Origin of the sequence: Mesorhizobium sp. 1B3, from assembly GCF_050958605.1 — a bacterium.
GTDB lineage: Bacteria > Pseudomonadota > Alphaproteobacteria > Rhizobiales > Rhizobiaceae.
This window is the reverse complement of the sequence record NZ_JBJHDO010000008.1, coordinates 130951-147272: the sequence shown is the minus strand read 5'-3', so window position 1 is coordinate 147272 and position 16322 is coordinate 130951. Positions and strand designations below refer to the sequence as shown.

Sequence of the window (16322 nt, the reverse complement as noted above, 5' to 3'; positions counted from 1 at the left end):
CCGGAGGCATTGCGTGATCCGTTACGCGAAACCCAGGGCAGTCGACGAGGCGCTGCAACTCCTCGCTGAGGATCGGTGGAGAATTCTTGCGGGCGGCACGGATTTCTACCCCGCTCTCGCCGGCCGCCCCATTCGCCAGAACGTGCTCGACATCAATGGCCTCGACGCGTTGCGTGGCATAACGGAAACACCGGATCATTTCGTCGTCGGCGCACGAACGACCTGGACTGACGTTCTTCAACACAAGCTGCCCGCCGCCTTTGACGCGCTGAAGCAGGCGGCACGCGAGGTCGGCTCGGTCCAAATCCAGAATGCCGGCACGGTTGCGGGCAACCTATGCAACGCCTCGCCCGCCGCCGACGGGGTGCCGGCACTGCTGGTCCTCGATGCCGAGGTGGAGTTGCGGTCGCTGGAAGGGGCCCGTCACCTGCCTCTCGCCATGTTCATTCTCGGCAACCGTCGGACGGCGCTGCGGCCCGGCGAGCTGATGACGGCGATCCACATTCCCAAACGTTCCGCGTCCGGAACGTCTTCATTTTCCAAGCTCGGCGCGCGCCGTTATCTTGTCATCTCCATCGCCATGGCCGCGGCGCGCGTGGAGACAGGTGTGGACGGACGGCTGACCGACGTGGCCATCGCCGTCGGCGCCTGCTCGCCCGTCGCGCACCGCTTGATTGGGCTTGAACAAGCGCTGGTCGGGAGATTGCCGAGCCCTTCGCTCTTCCGGGAGATCGAGCCGGATCACTTTTCAGCGCTGGCGCCGATCGACGATGTGCGCGGCAGCGCGGAATACCGGCAGGCCGCCGCCTGGGAGATCGTCTCGCGGGCCCTCGCGGCCGCCACCGGCGAAGAAAGGCGGGATGCCGCATGACGTTCGAGGCGCAGTCGATCGAATTCGAGGTCAACGGGTCCACCGTCAGCCTCGCCGTTTCTCCGGTCGTGCGTCTCTCAGCCCTGCTGCGGGACGAACTGCGCCTGACCGGCACCAAGGTCGGCTGCGACGCGGGTGATTGCGGAGCCTGCACGGTGCTGGTCGACGGGGAGCCCGCCTGCGCATGCCTGATGCCGGCTGCCTCCGTTTCGGGGCGAAAGGTACGAACAGTCGAAGGCCTGGCCAACGGCACCCTCTCGGCGCTTCAGGCTTCTTTCCTCGAACATGGCGCCGTGCAATGCGGCATCTGCACGCCGGGCCTGCTCGTCGCCGCCACGGCTCTTCTGGAGCGCATGCCTCGTCCGACGGAAGCGGAGGTCCAGGATGCGCTGGGCGGCGTGCTGTGCCGCTGCACCGGTTACCGCAAGATCATCCAGGCCGTGATGGATGCATCGGCCCGAACGAGAGAACTTGACCGGAGGTTGCCCGAGGCGACCAGGGCGGTGGGCGCCACGCCGGTGCGCCTCGACGGGATAACCAAGATCACCGGCACGGACATGTTCGGTGCCGACGGCTTCCCCGCCGATGCTCTTGCCGTACTCGTCATCCGCTCGCCCTTCTGGCACGCACGTTTCACGTTCGGCGACCTCGACAGTTTCGTGAACTCGCGACCCGGCCTTGTCGGCGCTTACACAGCCGCGGACATCACCGGCAGAAACGCCTTCGGCGTCATCCCTCCCTTTGCCGACCAGCCGGCGCTCGCCGAACGTCAGGTCCGATTCCGGGGCGAAGCCGTCGCCGTCGTCGCCGGCGAACGCGACGCGATCCTGGGCCTCGACCCCGAGGAATTCCCGATCACCTGGTCCGAGCTTCCCGCCGTCACCGAAATTGCCAGCGCCCGGGCTGCCGGATGCCTCCATGAGGGCCGGCCGAACAACATATTGGTCAGCGGCCTCGTCGAGCGCGGCGATCCGGAGAGCGCGCTTGCCGGCGCGCATCTGACCGTCTCGGGCAGCATCGAGACGTCCTTCGTCGAACACGCCTATGTCGAGCCCGAAGCCGGCTGGGCGGAAATGGACGGCGACACGCTGGTCATCCGCGCCTGCACCCAGGCCCCCTATATGGACCGGGACGACACGGCCAAGGTGCTCGGCCTCGATGCGTCGAAAGTCCGCATTATCCCCACCGCGACGGGCGGCGGGTTCGGCTCGAAGCTCGACCTTTCCGTGCAGCCCTATATCGGCCTGGTCGCACTGAAGACCGGGCGCCCCGCAATGCTCGCCTACTCCAGGCAGGAATCGATGATGTCGACGACCAAGCGGCATCCGGCCGTCATGACGGCCACCGTCGGAGCGGACCGGGAAGGCCGCGTGGTCGCCATGACCTTCGAAGGCGATTTCAACACCGGGGCCTATGCGAGCTGGGGGCCAACGGTCGCCAATCGCGTGCCCGTCCACGCGTCAGGTCCCTACATGACGCCCAACTACCGCGCCTGTGCGCGCGCGATCCATACCAACGGCCCAATTTCCGGTGCCTTCCGCGGCTTCGGCGTGCCGCAAGCCACGATCATGCAGGAGACGCTCTACGACGTGCTGGCGGCCAGGCTGGGCGTCGACCGGCTGGCTTTCCGACTGCGGAATGCGCTTCGGAACGGCTGCGAAACGGTAACTGGGCATCGACTCGATAACGGCGTCGGCATCGCCGAATGCCTGGAGGCGCTGGAACCGCATTGGCGCCGCGCCCTGGCCGAGGCAGATGCATTCAACGCCGCGAATGCCGGGACCAAGCGAGGCGTCGGCATCGCCTCCTGCTGGTATGGTTGCGGCAACACGGGCTTGCCAAATCCCTCTACCATCAAGATCGGCGTCGCCGGCGACGGCGCGGTGTTGCTCCATCAAGGCGCCGTCGACATCGGACAGGGTGCCAATACCGCGATCACGCAGATCGCCGCCGACGCGCTGGGGCTGCCGATGGCGGCCTTCCGCCTGGAAAGCGCCGATACGGCCATTACGCCGGATGCGGGCAAGACCTCGGCCTCGCGCCAGACCTTCGTGACCGGCAAGGCGGCGGCAAAGGCCGCGCTGGCGTTGCGGGAGGAAATCCTGCGTTTCGCCAATGTGTCCGGAAAGGCCGCGCTTTCCCTGGACGGCGACGTGCTTGCGATCCGGGAAGGCGAGGCGACGCGACGCATCGTCTTGTCCTCGTTGCCGAAGGACGAGGAAGGCTTCGTCTTCCGCGCCGAGGAAACCTATGACGCTCCGACGAAGCCACTCGACGCGAAGGGGCAAGGCGTACCCTACGCCGTCTATGGCTATGGCGCGCAGATCGCCGAGCTCGAGGTCGACATGACGCTCGGCACGGTCAAGCTCGTCAAGGTTACCGGGGCGCACGATGTCGGCAAGGCGATCAATCCCTTGCTCGCCGAAGGCCAGATCGAAGGTGGCATCGCGCAGGGCATTGGCATGGCCCTTATGGAGGAATACGTCCCCGGCCGCACCGAAAACCTGCACGACTATCTGATCCCGACCATCGGCGACGTTCCGCCGATCGAAACCATTCTCGTGGAAGTTCCGGATCCGGAAGGGCCGTTCGGCGCCAAAGGCCTGGGAGAGCATGTGCTGATACCGACGGCGCCGGCCATACTCAACGCCATCCGCCATGCCACGGGCGTGCTGGTGACGAAGGTCCCGGCAACGCCGAGCCGTGTGCTTGCTGCCATCCGCGCGGGAAATGCGGCGCCATGAGCGAGCTTTCCGAACGTTTCGAGACGCACGAGCCCGGCGCCAAGCAGGCGGGCGAGAAGATACGCTGCGACGCGTGCCCGGTCATGTGCTACATCGCGGAAGGCCGTACAGGCGCCTGCGACCGCTACGGCAATGTCGGCGGCAAGATCGTCCGTACCGATGCGCTCGTCATCCTGAACCACGCCGAGGAAGCCGGAGGCCCTCTCGTCCCGTTCCTCGACGATGCCGAGTGGGACGGCGCGCTCCTCAACACAGGCCCTCGCTTCGTCAGCGCCATAGGCGCCGGCACGACCTATCCCGACTACAAGCCCGCGCCTTTCATCGTTTCGCAGGAGGTGGAAGGCGTCGACCTCGTCACAGTCGTGACCGAGGGCATCTTCAGCTATTGCGGCGTCAAGGTGAAGATCGACACGGATCGTCACATCGGGCCAGAGACGGCGACGGTGCGGTCGCAAGGCGAGGCGGTCGGCCATGTCACGACAGGCGAATATGGCTCGCAGATGCTGTCGCTCGGCGGCGTCAATCATCTCACCGGCGGATCGAAGTCGGAAGGCCGCGTAACCTGCGATACGCTGCTCGACCTCTGCAACCGCAAGCCGGTCGAACTGACGATCGACGGCGGGGGCACCGTGATCGTGGAGGCCGGCAAGCCGCCGGTCATCGACGGGCACGCCGAGCACCGCATGCGCGTCGGCTGCGGCTCCGCGACGATCGGCATGTTTGCCTCCCAGTGGCGCGGACTGGTCGACGAGGTCGTGGTGGTCGACGACCACATCACCGGCGTGGTTTCCGAACACCAAGCGGGCAAGGTGCTGGGCTGGGAGGACACCGGCATCAAGATCATCGGCCGGCGCTCGACCCCGGGCCGCTATTTCAAGGTTTCGGATCCGGGCCTCGGCTGGGGCGGCACGACGATTTCCGACCCGCTCGCCATTCTCGGTGGCTGGAATCCGGGGAAAGGCGCGAAGCCCGGCCTTTCGCTGCTGATGGTGTCCACAACGGGTGAGCAATTCGCCTATTACGAGCTCGACGAGGATTTGAGTCCCGTCGAAAAACCGTTCCCCGAACGGCTGCGCAAATCGGTCCGCTTGATAGAGGAGAATTGCGAACCGGCCCTCTGCACCGTGCTCTTCGTCGGCGGCGCCGGCGGGTCCCTCCGCGCCGGCGTCACCGAGAATCCCGTTAATCTAACGCGCTCCGTCCAAGGCCTGCACACCTATGTGACGGTCGGCGGCGCCCCCGCCTATGTCTGGCCGGGGGGCGGCATCACGTTGATGGTCGACGTGATGCGCGTGCCGGAAAACGCATTCGGTTATGTGCCGACGCCCGCGCTCGTGGCCCCGATCGAGTTCACCATGCGACGCGACGACTATATCCGGCTCGGCGGCTATGAATCGGAGATCCGCTCGGTAGACGATATCGTGGCGCGCGGCGGCGAATATGCCAATCCCCGCCGCGGCCAGGGCGCGCCGGTCGCCAATCCCTGGCCACCGCTCTATCAGCTGCAACGCTATCCGGGGACCGGCCCGGGATGATCGGGCCCCAGGCCGGAATGCTGCCGGACGGCCGCAGGCTGCATCTCAACCATGGGCCGATCGATCTGGTCATCGAGGCGTTCGGTCGAGAAGACGAACGGCGTGTCGCCTATAGACAGGCAGCCGAACGCTTCGAAACCATTCTCGAGGAACTGGTCTCCGAGCTTTCCGATCTGAGGCTCCCCTCGACTGTCTCGCCACGTCTTTTCGCCGGCCCCACCGCCGCGCGCATGGAAGCTGCGGTCTCGCCGCTCGCTCGCGTCTTCATAACCCCCATGGCCGCTGTCGCCGGCTCCGTGGCCGACGAGATGATAGCCGCGATGCTGAAGGGGCGAAAACTCGACAAGGCCTATGTCAACAATGGCGGCGACAGCGCGCTCCACCTTTCGGCAGACCAGGAGATTCGCGTCGCTATCGCCGGGACAGGACACCGATTGGCCGACCGCATCATGATTCGTGCCGCCGACCCTGTGCGCGGGATCGCCACCAGCGGCTGGCGCGGCCGCAGCTTCTCGCTGGGCATTGCGGACGCCGTGACGGTCCTGGCGCGCAGTGCCGCCGAAGCCGACGCCGCCGCCACGATCATCGCCAATGCCATCCACTTGCCCGGCCACCCCGCTATCCGGCGCGAACCCGCCAGCAGCATCACCCCGGACAGTGATCTCGGAGAAAGGCTGGTGACCACCGATGTCGGCGAGCTTCTGTCGGCGGAGGTTTCGCAGGCCCTCGACAGCGGCCTCGCGATGGCGGAAGAACTGCGAGCAAAAAACCTTATCGCCGCGGCTGCACTTTTCCTGCGCGGCGAGAGCCGCATCTGCGGGCCTTTGGTTACGGCCGGCGCGACCCGCAACAATACGCATTTTTCGGAGGAGTTGATCCATGGCTGAGTTTCCGATCCGCAAGATCGCGGTGCTGACGGAGGAGATTTTCCACGAAGGCGGGCCGACAGCACAGCAGCCGCGGCGGCGCGCGGCGGCCATGGCGCTGGTCGGCAATCCCTTCGCCGGACGCTACGTCGAAGGACTGCAAGCTGCGATGGACGATCTGAAGCCACTCGGCCTGATGCTGACCGATCGCCTGATCGGCGCGCTCGGCGGCGATGCCAAGGCGATCGACGCCTATGGCAAGGGAGCAATCGTCGGTACGGCCGGCGAGCTGGAGCACGGTGCGCTGTGGCACGTGCCGGGTGGCTATGCGATGCGCGAGCGCCTCGGCGAGGCGAAAGCCATCGTGCCCTCGGCCAAGAAAGTCGGCGCCTTCGGATCGCGCATAGACGTGCCGCTCGGACACATCAACGCCGCCTATGTGCGCAGCCATTTCGACGCGATGGAGGTGGGCCTTAGCGATGGGCCTCGTCCGGACGAAATCCTCTTCGTCCTTGCGATGGCTTGCGGACCGCGGGTGCACAACCGCATGGGCGGCCTGGAAGCCAAGGACATAAAAGCCTGGGACGGCCTGCGGTGAACAGGGAAGAAGGCAGCCTGCGACTGGTCGACACCGAGCCCGGCGACGAGACCTACCGTCTTCAGGATCAGATCGGCTTCGTCCTGCGCAAGGCGCATCAGCGCCATGTCGCGATCTTCGCCTCGCGCATCGGCGACCTGACCCCGCCCCAATTCGCCGCGCTCGCCAAGCTGCATGAGGTCGGCGCAACTTCGCAGAACCAGCTCGGCACGCTGATCGCCATGGACGCCGCCACCATCAAGGGTGTCATCGACCGGCTGAAGGCACGAGACTTCGTCGAGATCGCCCGCCACGATGGCGACAAGCGCCGGGTGTTGGTCAGCCTGACCGACGCCGGGCGGCAGGCGGTAGAACGGCTTATCCCTCTCGCGCAGGAGATCACCGCCGAAACGCTGCAGCCGTTGACGCAGCGCGAAGCGGGCACGTTGCTGAAGTTGTTGGGGAGGATCAGCGAGTAGTGACAGGACAATGGGCCTGTTACGGCCGCGAATGTCGAAGAGCTCCTCCTCGGCGGCCCCGATCTCGACCCGGGCGGCCGTTCTCAGGGATCAGCGCGTCGCCGTCTCCCCGCACATGGCCTCGGAAAGTCCACGAGACCTTGGCGCCCCGGCCGAGCGTGATCGCTCTGCGCCGGACATGACGCTCGTCCTCAACCAGCACGGCCACGTCGAACGGCCTCACTCGTGATGCTTTCCTCTCGCGACCCTTTCGACCGCGACGGCGCGCTGCATCACTTTGCCCCCTTGGCCAGGGCACGCTGCCGCGCCGGCCGCGACAGGACGCGGTCGAAATAGGCGTTGATCGCCGGCGCCTCGACCCCGAACTTTGCCGCCCTTGCCCAGGCACCCATGTCGCCAAGCACCACATCCACCGCGCTGAAGCGGTCGCCCAGCGCAAACTCTTTGTCTGCAAGCCTGCGCTCCAGCGTGCGCAGTTCATTGGCGAAATCATACGCGGTCGCCGGACCGACATCGACGCGCACCTCGTCGGGCAGCAGCATGCGATGGCGCAGCTTGTTCCACAAAGGCGCCTCGAATTCGGACTGGAGAAAATGCATCCAGCCATCCATCTCGGCCCGGCCCGCGCAGCCCGGCGCCGCGCCCATGCCCTTGTCTGCGTGCTTGTCGGCCAGGTAGACGCAGATCGCCGCGGAATCGGTGACCACCACGTCGCCGTCCACCAGCGCCGGCGACTTGCCCGAAGGGTTCAGCGCGTACATTTCGGGTGAGTGGATGCCGACCTTCACGAATTCATAGGGCTCGCCGAGCTCTTCCAGCATCCAAAGGACACGGCCGACACGCGTTCCGGGCGCACCAACGGCTTGATACATTTCGACCTGCCTTTCCTCCACAAGATATTCCCCAGTCTAATCGATGCTCCGGGTTACAGCGAGTCGAACAGCCTTAGGATCCATGAGATCTGATAGATCAAGGTTCCTGCGACGAAGACCGCATGGAAGCGTCTGTTGGGGGTGATTGCCGCGACGATGCAGAGAGCGAACAATAGCGGCGTTCGGATCAAATACTCCCAGCCGAACCGCTCGAAATGCTCCTTGCCCTTGATGAGCGTGTCGACCAAGTCAGCGGCAAAGGTGACGGCCAGCAAGCCGAAGAACCAGCCGCGTCGCGAAATGAAGAAATCTTCATAGCCGGCATAGTCGAACATACTGTCTGGAAACAGCAGCGCCGAAAGCAGGAACAGCATTACCGCATAGGCGACGATGAAAAGGTACGTCTCGAAGGTCCAGCGCGTGATGCCGAACAGGCCGAACTCCCACCACCAAAAATGGATCAGTGTCAGCAGTACCGAGGCGACCCAGGCGAGATGCACAGGGTAGAGCCGATATTGTCCGGGATGCTGGATGATGCGAGCGACACCCGTCAAGAGTCGCGTTACGCCGAGGCCGACGACCATGCCCATGACGATGCGGATGTGCGGGAAAGCCTCCGCACCGTGAGTGGTCCCCGGCTCCACGGCTACAGCCTCGCCGTCAGCAGCACGACGCCCGCCGCGATCATGGCAACGCCGAGCCAGTTGAAGAGGGATAGCCTCTCGCCGAGGAAAAGCACGCCGAAGACGGCGACCAGAATGACGCTCAACTTGTCGAGCGGAGCGACACGCGCGGCGTCGCCGAGCTTCAGCGCCCGGAAATAACACAGCCAGGAGGCGCCGGTGGCAAATCCCGACAGGACGAGAAAGGTCCAGGTGCGGCCGGACACGGAGCCCGGCGGCTGCCACTGGCCGGTGGCGACGAGGATGCCGCCGACCATCGCCAGGATGACCACCGTACGGATGAAGGTCGCGAGATCGGAACTGACGTTCTCCACGCCGACCTTTGCGAAAATCGCCGTGAGCGCGGCAAAACACGCCGACATCAACGCCCAGAACTGCCAGGAGGCGACCAGGGATTTCATCAGGACAACCAGACCGCGAACTGCTTCCTGTCCCGGTTTAGAGCAGGAAGCGGCGCTGCGCCATAGGCAACACCGTCCGGCTGACAGACGAGGAGTTCCTCGTCGGCGAGCACCTCCCAAGTTTCCCCTCGATGCGGCATCACGCGACCGAAGCGGCGGGTCCACATTCCGGCCTTGGAATGGTCATGCAATAACCCGTCCGGCGACAGCTTGTGTCCTCATTTGCCGTATCAGGTGGAGGTGCCCCCAAAATTGTCTGTTCGCCCAACGATGGAAAGGAAGATCCATGCGTAAGACGACAATTCTCGCGGCCAGCGCCGCCCTGATGCTCGCCTCTGCGGCGAGCGCCCAACAGCAGCCGGCGCCGGCACCCGCAGCGCCCGCGCAGCCCGCCCCAGCAGCGCCGGAAGCGCAATCCGGAGTGCCTGAGATCCAGAGCGTCAGCGTCGTCGACATCACCGAATTGCCGGAGACCACACAGACCCAGGTAAACGAGCTCGTTTCCCAGCGAAGCGAGGAGGACCTGCAGAAGCTTCGCAGCTCGATCGACGCGACGCCGAAGGTCAAATCGGCTCTCGATGCCAAGGGGCTGAGTTCCGCCCAGGTCATCGCCGCCACCATGGGCAATGACGGCGCCCTGACCCTGATCACCAAGAAACGGAGCTGATGGCCCGGCGCGGCGGGACGGCCTTCATCCGCCCCGCCGTATCTGCCTGGGAACCCCGTCCGGGCGGGAATCGTTCTGTTCTTTTCGCGCCACCAATTTTGCGCCAGCACGACTCTTGAAAGGGGTGGACAATGCCGACGTTCATCGAAGCCAGATCCCTTCAGGCGATCGCCGCGGCCCTGTTCCTTACGACGGCCATTCCGCAGGCCACGCTTCTCGCGCAAGGCCTCGATAATAGGGAGGCCGTCGACAAGATCATCGGGTCCGACGTGAAGGAGGAAGAAACACAGGCCACGGTCGATGCCGACAAGGTCATCGCTGCGATCGAAAAGACCGGCGACAATATCGGCATGGTCCGCAAAACCTCGAAGCTCGACAAGGTCGATATCGTCTTTCTGACCGACGCCGCGGTCACCGAAGGCGGGCCGCCGCCCGAGATCGAGGCCAAGGTCAAGGAGCACCAGGCGGAAGTGACCGAACTTCGTCAGGAAATCGAAGGCAACGCCATGCTCTACCATGCGATCGATTCTCGACAGGTTCTGATCCGCGACGTGCTTGCCGTCGATTTCGACGGATCCAGCAGCGTGGTGATCTACGCTGCCGCCAAACCACCGCGGTAGAGCGTTTGGCAGCCAAGTGGGAATCACCTGACGTTGCAATAACGCGGCCAAGCTCCAGGTTTTGCCCGGGCATCGAAGCTTCCATCACCTTCTGCTGGAAAGCCGTATACGACACGGGCCGAAAGCGGAGCCGGCATCGCGCCCCTGGCCCGGCTCGAACCGCACGGCAGTCTCCGCGGGAGCGTGTGTCTGCTTCGGCGATCGTATGTCGAGGGCTCGGAAGGTGCGCCTGTGCGGCTGTCAGGATTGATCGACGGCGTTTGAGGGTCTAATTCCAAGGCCGTCACATCTTCTCCCCCTCCCAAGGAATCCCTGATGGCCGATCTTTCCGCCTTCCCGATCACCAAGCGCTGGCCCGCGAAGAATCCCGACATATTGCAACTTTACTCGCTGCCGACGCCCAACGGCGCGAAGGTTTCGATCATGCTCGAGGAGATCGAGATTCCTTACGAGCCGCATCTGGTCGACATCGGCAAGAACGAAAGCTGGACGCCGGAATTCCTGTCGCTCAATCCCAACGGCAAGATCCCCGCGATCATCGATCCCAATGGCCCGGGAGGCAAGCCGCTCGGTCTGTTCGAGTCCGGCGCCATCCTCACCTACCTCGCCGAAAAAACCGGAAAGCTGATCCCCGCCGATGCCGCCCGACGTTACGAAACGCTGCAATGGGTGTTCTTCCAAATGGCGGCGATCGGCCCGATGTTCGGGCAGGTCGGCTTCTTCAACAAATTTGCCGGGCGGGAAATCGAGGACAAGCGACCGCTTCAACGCTACGCGGCAGAATCCAAGCGCCTGCTCGGTGTGCTGGAAGGCCGCCTGATCGGTCGCAAATGGGTCATGGGCGACGAATATACGATCGCCGACATCACGACCTTCCCGTGGGTGCGGAACCTGAAGGTCTATTACGAGGCCGATGCGCTGGTCGGCTTCAAGGACTTCCCGAACACCATGGCTTGGCTCGAGCGGGCTTTCGACCGGCCGGCGTCGCAGCGCGGGTTGAGCATTCCCGCGCGGGGGTGACTCCAGAGGGCCCACGCGTCCATTCGGACGCGCCGGGCGCTCTGCAATGGCTAGAACTGGGCGGCGTATGCCTCGTCGGTCGCCATGGCGTACATCAGCGCCGCGCGAGGCGCTATGGTCGAGTAGAGGATGTGTTCGTGCAGAGCGTGCGCGCCGGCCCCTGAGCAACCGAGGCCGTCCAGCACAGGCTTGCCCAGAGCGGCCACAATATTGCCGTCGGAGACACCGCCGCGCTGGGTTTCGCCAAGAGGCAGACCCAGCCTGTCGGCAAGGCCGCGCGTCGCTTCATACAGCCTCGCCACTTCGCTTGAACGGACAAACGGCGGGCGGTTGATACCGCCTGTAACTTCGAGCTTCACATCCGGATCGAATGGCCGGCGAGCCAGGATCGCCGCCTCCAGCCGTTTTGCCTCGTCCATATTATCGACGCGCATATCGACCTCCGCCAACGCTTCGGCCGGCACGACATTGGGCCGTGTGCCTCCGGCGATGGTGCCCACGTTGAAGGTGGCGTGAGGTTCGCTTTCGGTCATCGCTTCGATCTCGATCACATGTCGGGCGATCTCGCGTATTGCGCTGCGGCCTTCGTGGAGGCTGCCACCGGCATGGGCGGAAACGCCGGTCGCCTTCAGCGTGAAGTTACCCCAGCCCTTACGCGCGGTGATGACGGTACCGACCGCCTCGAAGGACGGTTCGGGAACCATGATCATCGCTGCTTCCCGGCCGAGCGTCTCGATCGTGCCGCGGGAAACGTGGCTTCCTATCTCCTCGTCGCTGTTGAGAAAGACGACCACGGGGCGGGGCGGAGCGATCCCTTCCCGAGCCAAGTCGAGCAGGGTAAGCGTGGCGAGACAGGAGCCCGCCTTCATGTCGAATATGCCCGGCCCGAACACCTTGTCGCCATCGCGACGCACCGGCCTTTCCGCCAGCGTACCGGCCGCCCAGACAGTATCGATATGGCCCATGAACAGGAGAGGCTCGGCATTGGAGCGTGCCGGGTCGTAGCGCAGCACAAGCTGGCCGCCCCTCCCTTCGCTTGCCGGAATGCGCCGACGTTCGACGGGCAGGCCGTCGAACAGCCCTTCCACGTGATCGAGAAGGGCGTCGATGAGGTCGGGGCGATCGGACGGGGTCTCGAACCCAACCCATTTGACGATCTCGGCAAGGATGCGATCGGCGTCGAACGCGCTGACCGGGCGGATGCTTTTCGGCTTCATGAGCGAACCTTTGCGGTTAAGGGTTGTAGGCATAGACGTGACGCGCCGTGTCGGCACTGATCAGCCCGTCCTCGAGGTCGGCCACGACGCGGCCCCGAGCGCGCAACGAAGGATCGCCCCAGCCGCCGCCGCCGGCGATGCGTATCTCGACCACGTCATCGCGCTTCATTTCGAAGGTGCTGTTGCCCGCCAGCTCGATCACTTCGCCCTGCCGCTCGATCCTGAGGCTCGACCGCTCCGCATCGCGACCACCATTGCGTCCCTTCGGCGGAAGCAGGAATCGATCGGAATAGAGGCTGAGCGTTACGTGGTCCTGGGTGATCCTATAGCGGCGGAATACCCCCATGCCGCCATTGAACTGTCCTTCCCCCCAGGATTGCTCGCACAGGCCGAAGGACTCCATGCGCAGGTGTTCATAGATCTGCTCGATGGATTCCGTCGGGGTCAATCGGCATGACGAAAGAATGTGATCGGTGGCATGGATCGCATCATAGCCGCGAGCGGCGCCCCAACCACCACCGAGGACGTCGAGGTGAATGCGCATCTTGCCTCCCGGAGGGGCAAAGGACAGGAAGAGCCCTGTCGTGGCGTTGTTGCCCTGAGCCGGGATCCTGTCCGGGATCGCATGGCCCAGCGCGTCATGAATCGCATCGAGGGCACGGCAGGAAGCCGTGGCGCGGGCGCGCACCGGCGCGCCAGGATGCGGGTTCAGGATGGAGCCTTCCGGGAGTATGATGGTCAGTGGCCGATTGCAACCGTCATTTGCAGGCATCTCGGTATCGGAAAGCACCGCTCGGATCGCGGTGACCGCCGCCGCGACACTCGATGCGTAGGGCGAATTGAACATGCTGCGTACTTGCCCGGCGGTGCCGGTGAAATCGATGACGACCTCGTCTCCCCTGACGGTGACCTTGACGCGGATCTCTATCGGCGGGCCACCCTTGGTAACGCCGTCGCCGTCGGTGTAGGCGATGCCGGTCCAGCTGCCATCGGGAATCTCGGAGATGGCCGCCCGCATACGACGCTCCGAATAGTTGAGGGTTTCCGCCATGGCTTCGCGCAGGGTTGCCAGGCCGTAGCGTTTCGCCAATGCGAGGATGCGCTGCTCGCCAACGAAATTGGCTGCGAATTGCGCGTCCATGTCGCCTCGGCCGATCTCGGGAGTCCTTATGTTGGCGAAGAAGAAGCGCTCGAAATTGCCGCCCTTCCAGTCACGTTCGAGGTCGAGGAGCAGCGGAGGGATGACGACGCCCTCCTGCAGGAGCTCGCGGGCCGCGGTGTTCACCCCGGCCGAGCCGCCGCCGATGTCGAGGTGATGGGCGGTGCTGCCGGCCCATGCCAGCAATTCGCCCTCCCAGAAGATGGGGCTGAAAACGATGATATCGTTCAGGTGCTGGCCGCCGCTATAGGGATCGTTCAGGATGACGAACTGCCCCGGCGCGACGCTCGTCAGGTCCAGAACCTTGCGCGCGGCTGTGAAGGCGGCGCTCAGCGCCGCCGTCTGCATCGGGATCATCTCCGCCTGCGCGATGACCCGCCCTTCGGCGTCGAGCAAGGCGGTGGAGCAATCGCGCGCCTCGCGCACCACGGCGGAAAAGGCCGAACGGATCAGATTCGTCGCCATCTCGTCGGCCGCGGACTGCAGCGCGCGTGCGATGATCGTAAGTGTGGTCTGGTCGAAGCTCATCGTTTGTCTCGCAGCAGAAGGTCCCCGGTCGGCAGGCATTCGGCCTGCCAGCCCTCGGGCACGATGGTCGTGGAGGTGGGTTCGGTGAGGATGGCCGGCCCCTGAAGGGACTGGCCGGGTTCAAGCCAGTTGCGGGCAGCGAGGACTGCCATTCGGGGCTGGCCGCCAAGCATGATCTCCACCTCACGCGGCATGGTGGAACGATCGGTGTCGGTCCTGGTGACGATGTCCGTGTTGCCCTTTTGACTGAGGCGCAGCCGGTAGGAGACAACCTCACAGGCCAGCGAGGTTCGGACGTAGCCATAGCGCAGTTGGTGCGCCCGCTCGAAAAGTTCGCGAAGAGCCGCGGCCGATGTTGTCTTCCCGTCGCTCCAGATCGTCAGTTCGAAAGCCTGCGAGGCATAGCGCATGTCCAGCCCGTACTCCACTCGATAGCTGCCCAGCTTCAGGCCGTTCGCGGCGGCCACTGCTTCTGCCTCCCGAGAAAGTTCCGCCAGCGTATCCGCATCGAGCGTGCGTTCGCTCAAGGCATGAAGCCGGCTTACGACATGGTCGATCTTGGTTTCGGCGATCAGCAGGCCGAAGGCGCTCGCGAGCCCCGGCGACCACGGAATGAGGACGTCGCGCATGCCGATTTCCTCGGCGACCATCGCCGCGTGAAGAGGTCCTCCGCCGCCATAGGCGACGAGCGTGTAATCGCGTGGATCGATGCCGCGGGTGGTCGAGACCATGCGCACCGCGCCGGCCATGTTGCTGTTGGTCAGGCGCAATATCGCGTCCGCCTTTTCAGCCGTGGTGCCGCCCAGCCCCGCTTCGGAAAGGCTATCGATCGCACGCGTGGCGCAATCCAGGTCGAGCACCATCTTGCCGCCGAAGAAATCGGCGGGGCGGAGCAACCCGGTCACGAGCTGGGCGTCCGTCACCGTTGGGCGAGCGCCACCTCGGCCATAACATGCCGGACCGGGACTTGAGCCGGCGCTTTCCGGTCCTACCGCTAGGAAGCCGCCCTGATCGACCTGGGCGATGGAACCTCCGCCCGCACCAATGGTCGCCATGTCCACCGAGATCGTGCGCAGCGGCAGATCGTCGACGACGAGTTCCGAGACCATGCCCGGCGAAAGGCCCGGCGCGATGGCCACGTCGGTGCTCGTTCCGCCCATATCGAGCGTCAGGATGTTTTGGATGCCGTTGCGGGCAGCGAACCACGTTGCGGCGCAGACGCCGGCGGCGGGACCGGAAAGCAGCATGCGCACCGCATTGGCACCGGCCGAGCCGGCGGGCATCACGCCGCCGTTCGATTGCATGATGCGAAGCACACCTTGATAGCCGCGGTCGCGGACGCCCTGGTCGAGCTGGTCGATATACCGCTCGACGATCGGCCCGACGAAGGCGTTCACGACCGTGGTGACCGAACGCTCGTATTCCCGAAACTCCGGCGAGACTTCGTGGCTGGCCGAGATCGCGATGTCGGGTGCTCGTTCGCGGATCATGTCCGCCAGGGCTTTCTCATGCGCGGGATTGGCATAGGCGTTCAGGAGGCAGATCGCGATCCCGTCCACGCCCTGTGCCTGGAAGGCCTCGACTTCTGCCCATGCCGCTTCCAGGTCGATCGCCTTCAGGATCGTTCCGTCGGCCGCGATGCGTTCGCCGACCTCGCGGATCATGTGGCGGCGGATTGGCGGCACCGTGCCTCGGTATTGCATGTCGTAGACGCCACCGTTGCGTTCGCAGCGCCCCAGGATCACCGTGTCGCGGAACCCGCGCGTCGTCAGCAATCCCGCCTGCGCCCCCTTGCGCGTGATGAGGGCGTTGGTCGCGACGGTGGATCCATGGGTGATCTGCGCCACGTCCTCGAGCGGGAGCCCGGTCTCCGCGATGAGCGACAGCACGGCGTCCTGAATCGAATGGGGCGTCGACGGTGTCTTTCCGGTCTGGACCAAGCCGGATGAATCCACCCAGACGAGGTCGGTAAAGGTTCCCCCGACCTCGACTCCGATCCGGTAGGGCGCGACCGGGCTCCCGGTTTGCGGGCTGATCATGGCATGACTCCTTCGTCCCATGCCGCCAGGGCATGCGGTACTTT

15 protein-coding genes are annotated in these 16322 nt (G+C 64.8%); 9 read left to right on the top strand and 6 right to left on the bottom strand.

Features of this window, described 5'->3' with window-relative positions:
* The first annotated feature begins 13 nt into the window (after positions 1-13).
* The 6 genes from ACCO56_RS21465 to ACCO56_RS21440 are packed head-to-tail and all read left to right on the top strand — an operon-like array spanning position 14 to position 7072.
* A complete protein-coding gene (locus ACCO56_RS21465) occupies positions 14-871 on the top strand; it encodes an FAD binding domain-containing protein (protein ID WP_433642894.1) in 858 nt (285 codons plus the stop codon).
* On the top strand, positions 868-3615 hold the full coding sequence (locus tag ACCO56_RS21460; protein WP_433642893.1) for a molybdopterin-dependent oxidoreductase: 2748 nt from the start codon (positions 868-870) through the stop codon (positions 3613-3615). The genes ACCO56_RS21465 and ACCO56_RS21460 overlap by 4 nt, the downstream gene beginning before the upstream one ends.
* Positions 3612-5150: a 6-hydroxynicotinate reductase gene (locus tag ACCO56_RS21455; protein ID WP_433642892.1), complete on the top strand. Its 1539-nt coding sequence runs from the start codon at positions 3612-3614 to the stop codon at positions 5148-5150. The genes ACCO56_RS21460 and ACCO56_RS21455 overlap by 4 nt, the downstream gene beginning before the upstream one ends.
* Positions 5147-6037, top strand: a complete 891-nt coding sequence (locus ACCO56_RS21450) for a UPF0280 family protein (RefSeq protein WP_433642891.1) — start codon at positions 5147-5149, stop codon at positions 6035-6037. Before ACCO56_RS21455 ends, ACCO56_RS21450 begins: the two co-directional genes overlap by 4 nt.
* A complete protein-coding gene (locus ACCO56_RS21445; RefSeq protein ID WP_433642890.1) occupies positions 6030-6614 on the top strand; it encodes an amino acid synthesis family protein in 585 nt (194 codons plus the stop codon). The genes ACCO56_RS21450 and ACCO56_RS21445 overlap by 8 nt, the downstream gene beginning before the upstream one ends.
* The gene (locus tag ACCO56_RS21440; protein WP_433642889.1) at positions 6611-7072 is read left to right on the top strand and encodes a MarR family winged helix-turn-helix transcriptional regulator; all 462 of its coding nucleotides are present in this window, start codon (positions 6611-6613) and stop codon (positions 7070-7072) included. The genes ACCO56_RS21445 and ACCO56_RS21440 overlap by 4 nt, the downstream gene beginning before the upstream one ends.
* A 272-nt stretch (positions 7073-7344) precedes the next feature.
* On the opposite strand, the gene ACCO56_RS21435 is transcribed toward ACCO56_RS21440, so the two are convergent.
* Genes ACCO56_RS21435 through ACCO56_RS21425 form a run of 3 tightly spaced genes read right to left on the bottom strand, consistent with a single transcriptional unit; the run spans position 7345 to position 9028 of the window.
* Complete coding sequence (locus tag ACCO56_RS21435; RefSeq protein WP_433642888.1) at positions 7345-7944, bottom strand: glutathione S-transferase family protein; 600 nt, start codon at positions 7942-7944, stop codon at positions 7345-7347.
* A gap of 53 nt (positions 7945-7997) precedes the next feature.
* The gene (locus ACCO56_RS21430) at positions 7998-8534 is read right to left on the bottom strand and encodes a hypothetical protein (RefSeq protein WP_433643036.1); all 537 of its coding nucleotides are present in this window, start codon (positions 8532-8534) and stop codon (positions 7998-8000) included.
* Positions 8535-8590: 56 nt separating this feature from the next.
* Complete coding sequence (locus tag ACCO56_RS21425) at positions 8591-9028, bottom strand: EamA family transporter (protein ID WP_433642887.1); 438 nt, start codon at positions 9026-9028, stop codon at positions 8591-8593.
* 286 nt (positions 9029-9314) lie between these two features.
* Between ACCO56_RS21425 and ACCO56_RS21420 the strand changes: the two genes are divergently transcribed.
* The 3 genes from ACCO56_RS21420 (at position 9315) to ACCO56_RS21410 (ending at position 11335) form a co-directional block, all read left to right on the top strand.
* Positions 9315-9695: a hypothetical protein gene (locus tag ACCO56_RS21420; protein WP_433642886.1), complete on the top strand. Its 381-nt coding sequence runs from the start codon at positions 9315-9317 to the stop codon at positions 9693-9695.
* Between the two features lie 131 nt (positions 9696-9826).
* Positions 9827-10315: a hypothetical protein gene (locus tag ACCO56_RS21415; protein WP_433642885.1), complete on the top strand. Its 489-nt coding sequence runs from the start codon at positions 9827-9829 to the stop codon at positions 10313-10315.
* A 315-nt stretch (positions 10316-10630) separates the two neighbouring features.
* The gene (locus tag ACCO56_RS21410) at positions 10631-11335 is read left to right on the top strand and encodes a glutathione binding-like protein (protein ID WP_433642884.1); all 705 of its coding nucleotides are present in this window, start codon (positions 10631-10633) and stop codon (positions 11333-11335) included.
* Between the two features lie 50 nt (positions 11336-11385).
* On the opposite strand, the gene ACCO56_RS21405 is transcribed toward ACCO56_RS21410, so the two are convergent.
* From ACCO56_RS21405 to ACCO56_RS21395, 3 genes are read right to left on the bottom strand one after another with little or no spacing between them, the layout of a single operon-like run.
* Positions 11386-12552 (bottom strand): M20 family metallopeptidase, encoded by a 1167-nt coding sequence (locus tag ACCO56_RS21405; protein WP_433642883.1) that lies wholly within the window; start codon positions 12550-12552, stop codon positions 11386-11388.
* A gap of 16 nt (positions 12553-12568) precedes the next feature.
* Entirely contained in the window at positions 12569-14239 is a 1671-nt protein-coding gene (locus ACCO56_RS21400; RefSeq protein WP_433642882.1) for a hydantoinase B/oxoprolinase family protein, read from the bottom strand.
* On the bottom strand, positions 14236-16278 hold the full coding sequence (locus ACCO56_RS21395; RefSeq protein ID WP_433642881.1) for a hydantoinase/oxoprolinase family protein: 2043 nt from the start codon (positions 16276-16278) through the stop codon (positions 14236-14238). The genes ACCO56_RS21400 and ACCO56_RS21395 overlap by 4 nt, the downstream gene beginning before the upstream one ends.
* Positions 16279-16322 lie beyond the last annotated feature (44 nt).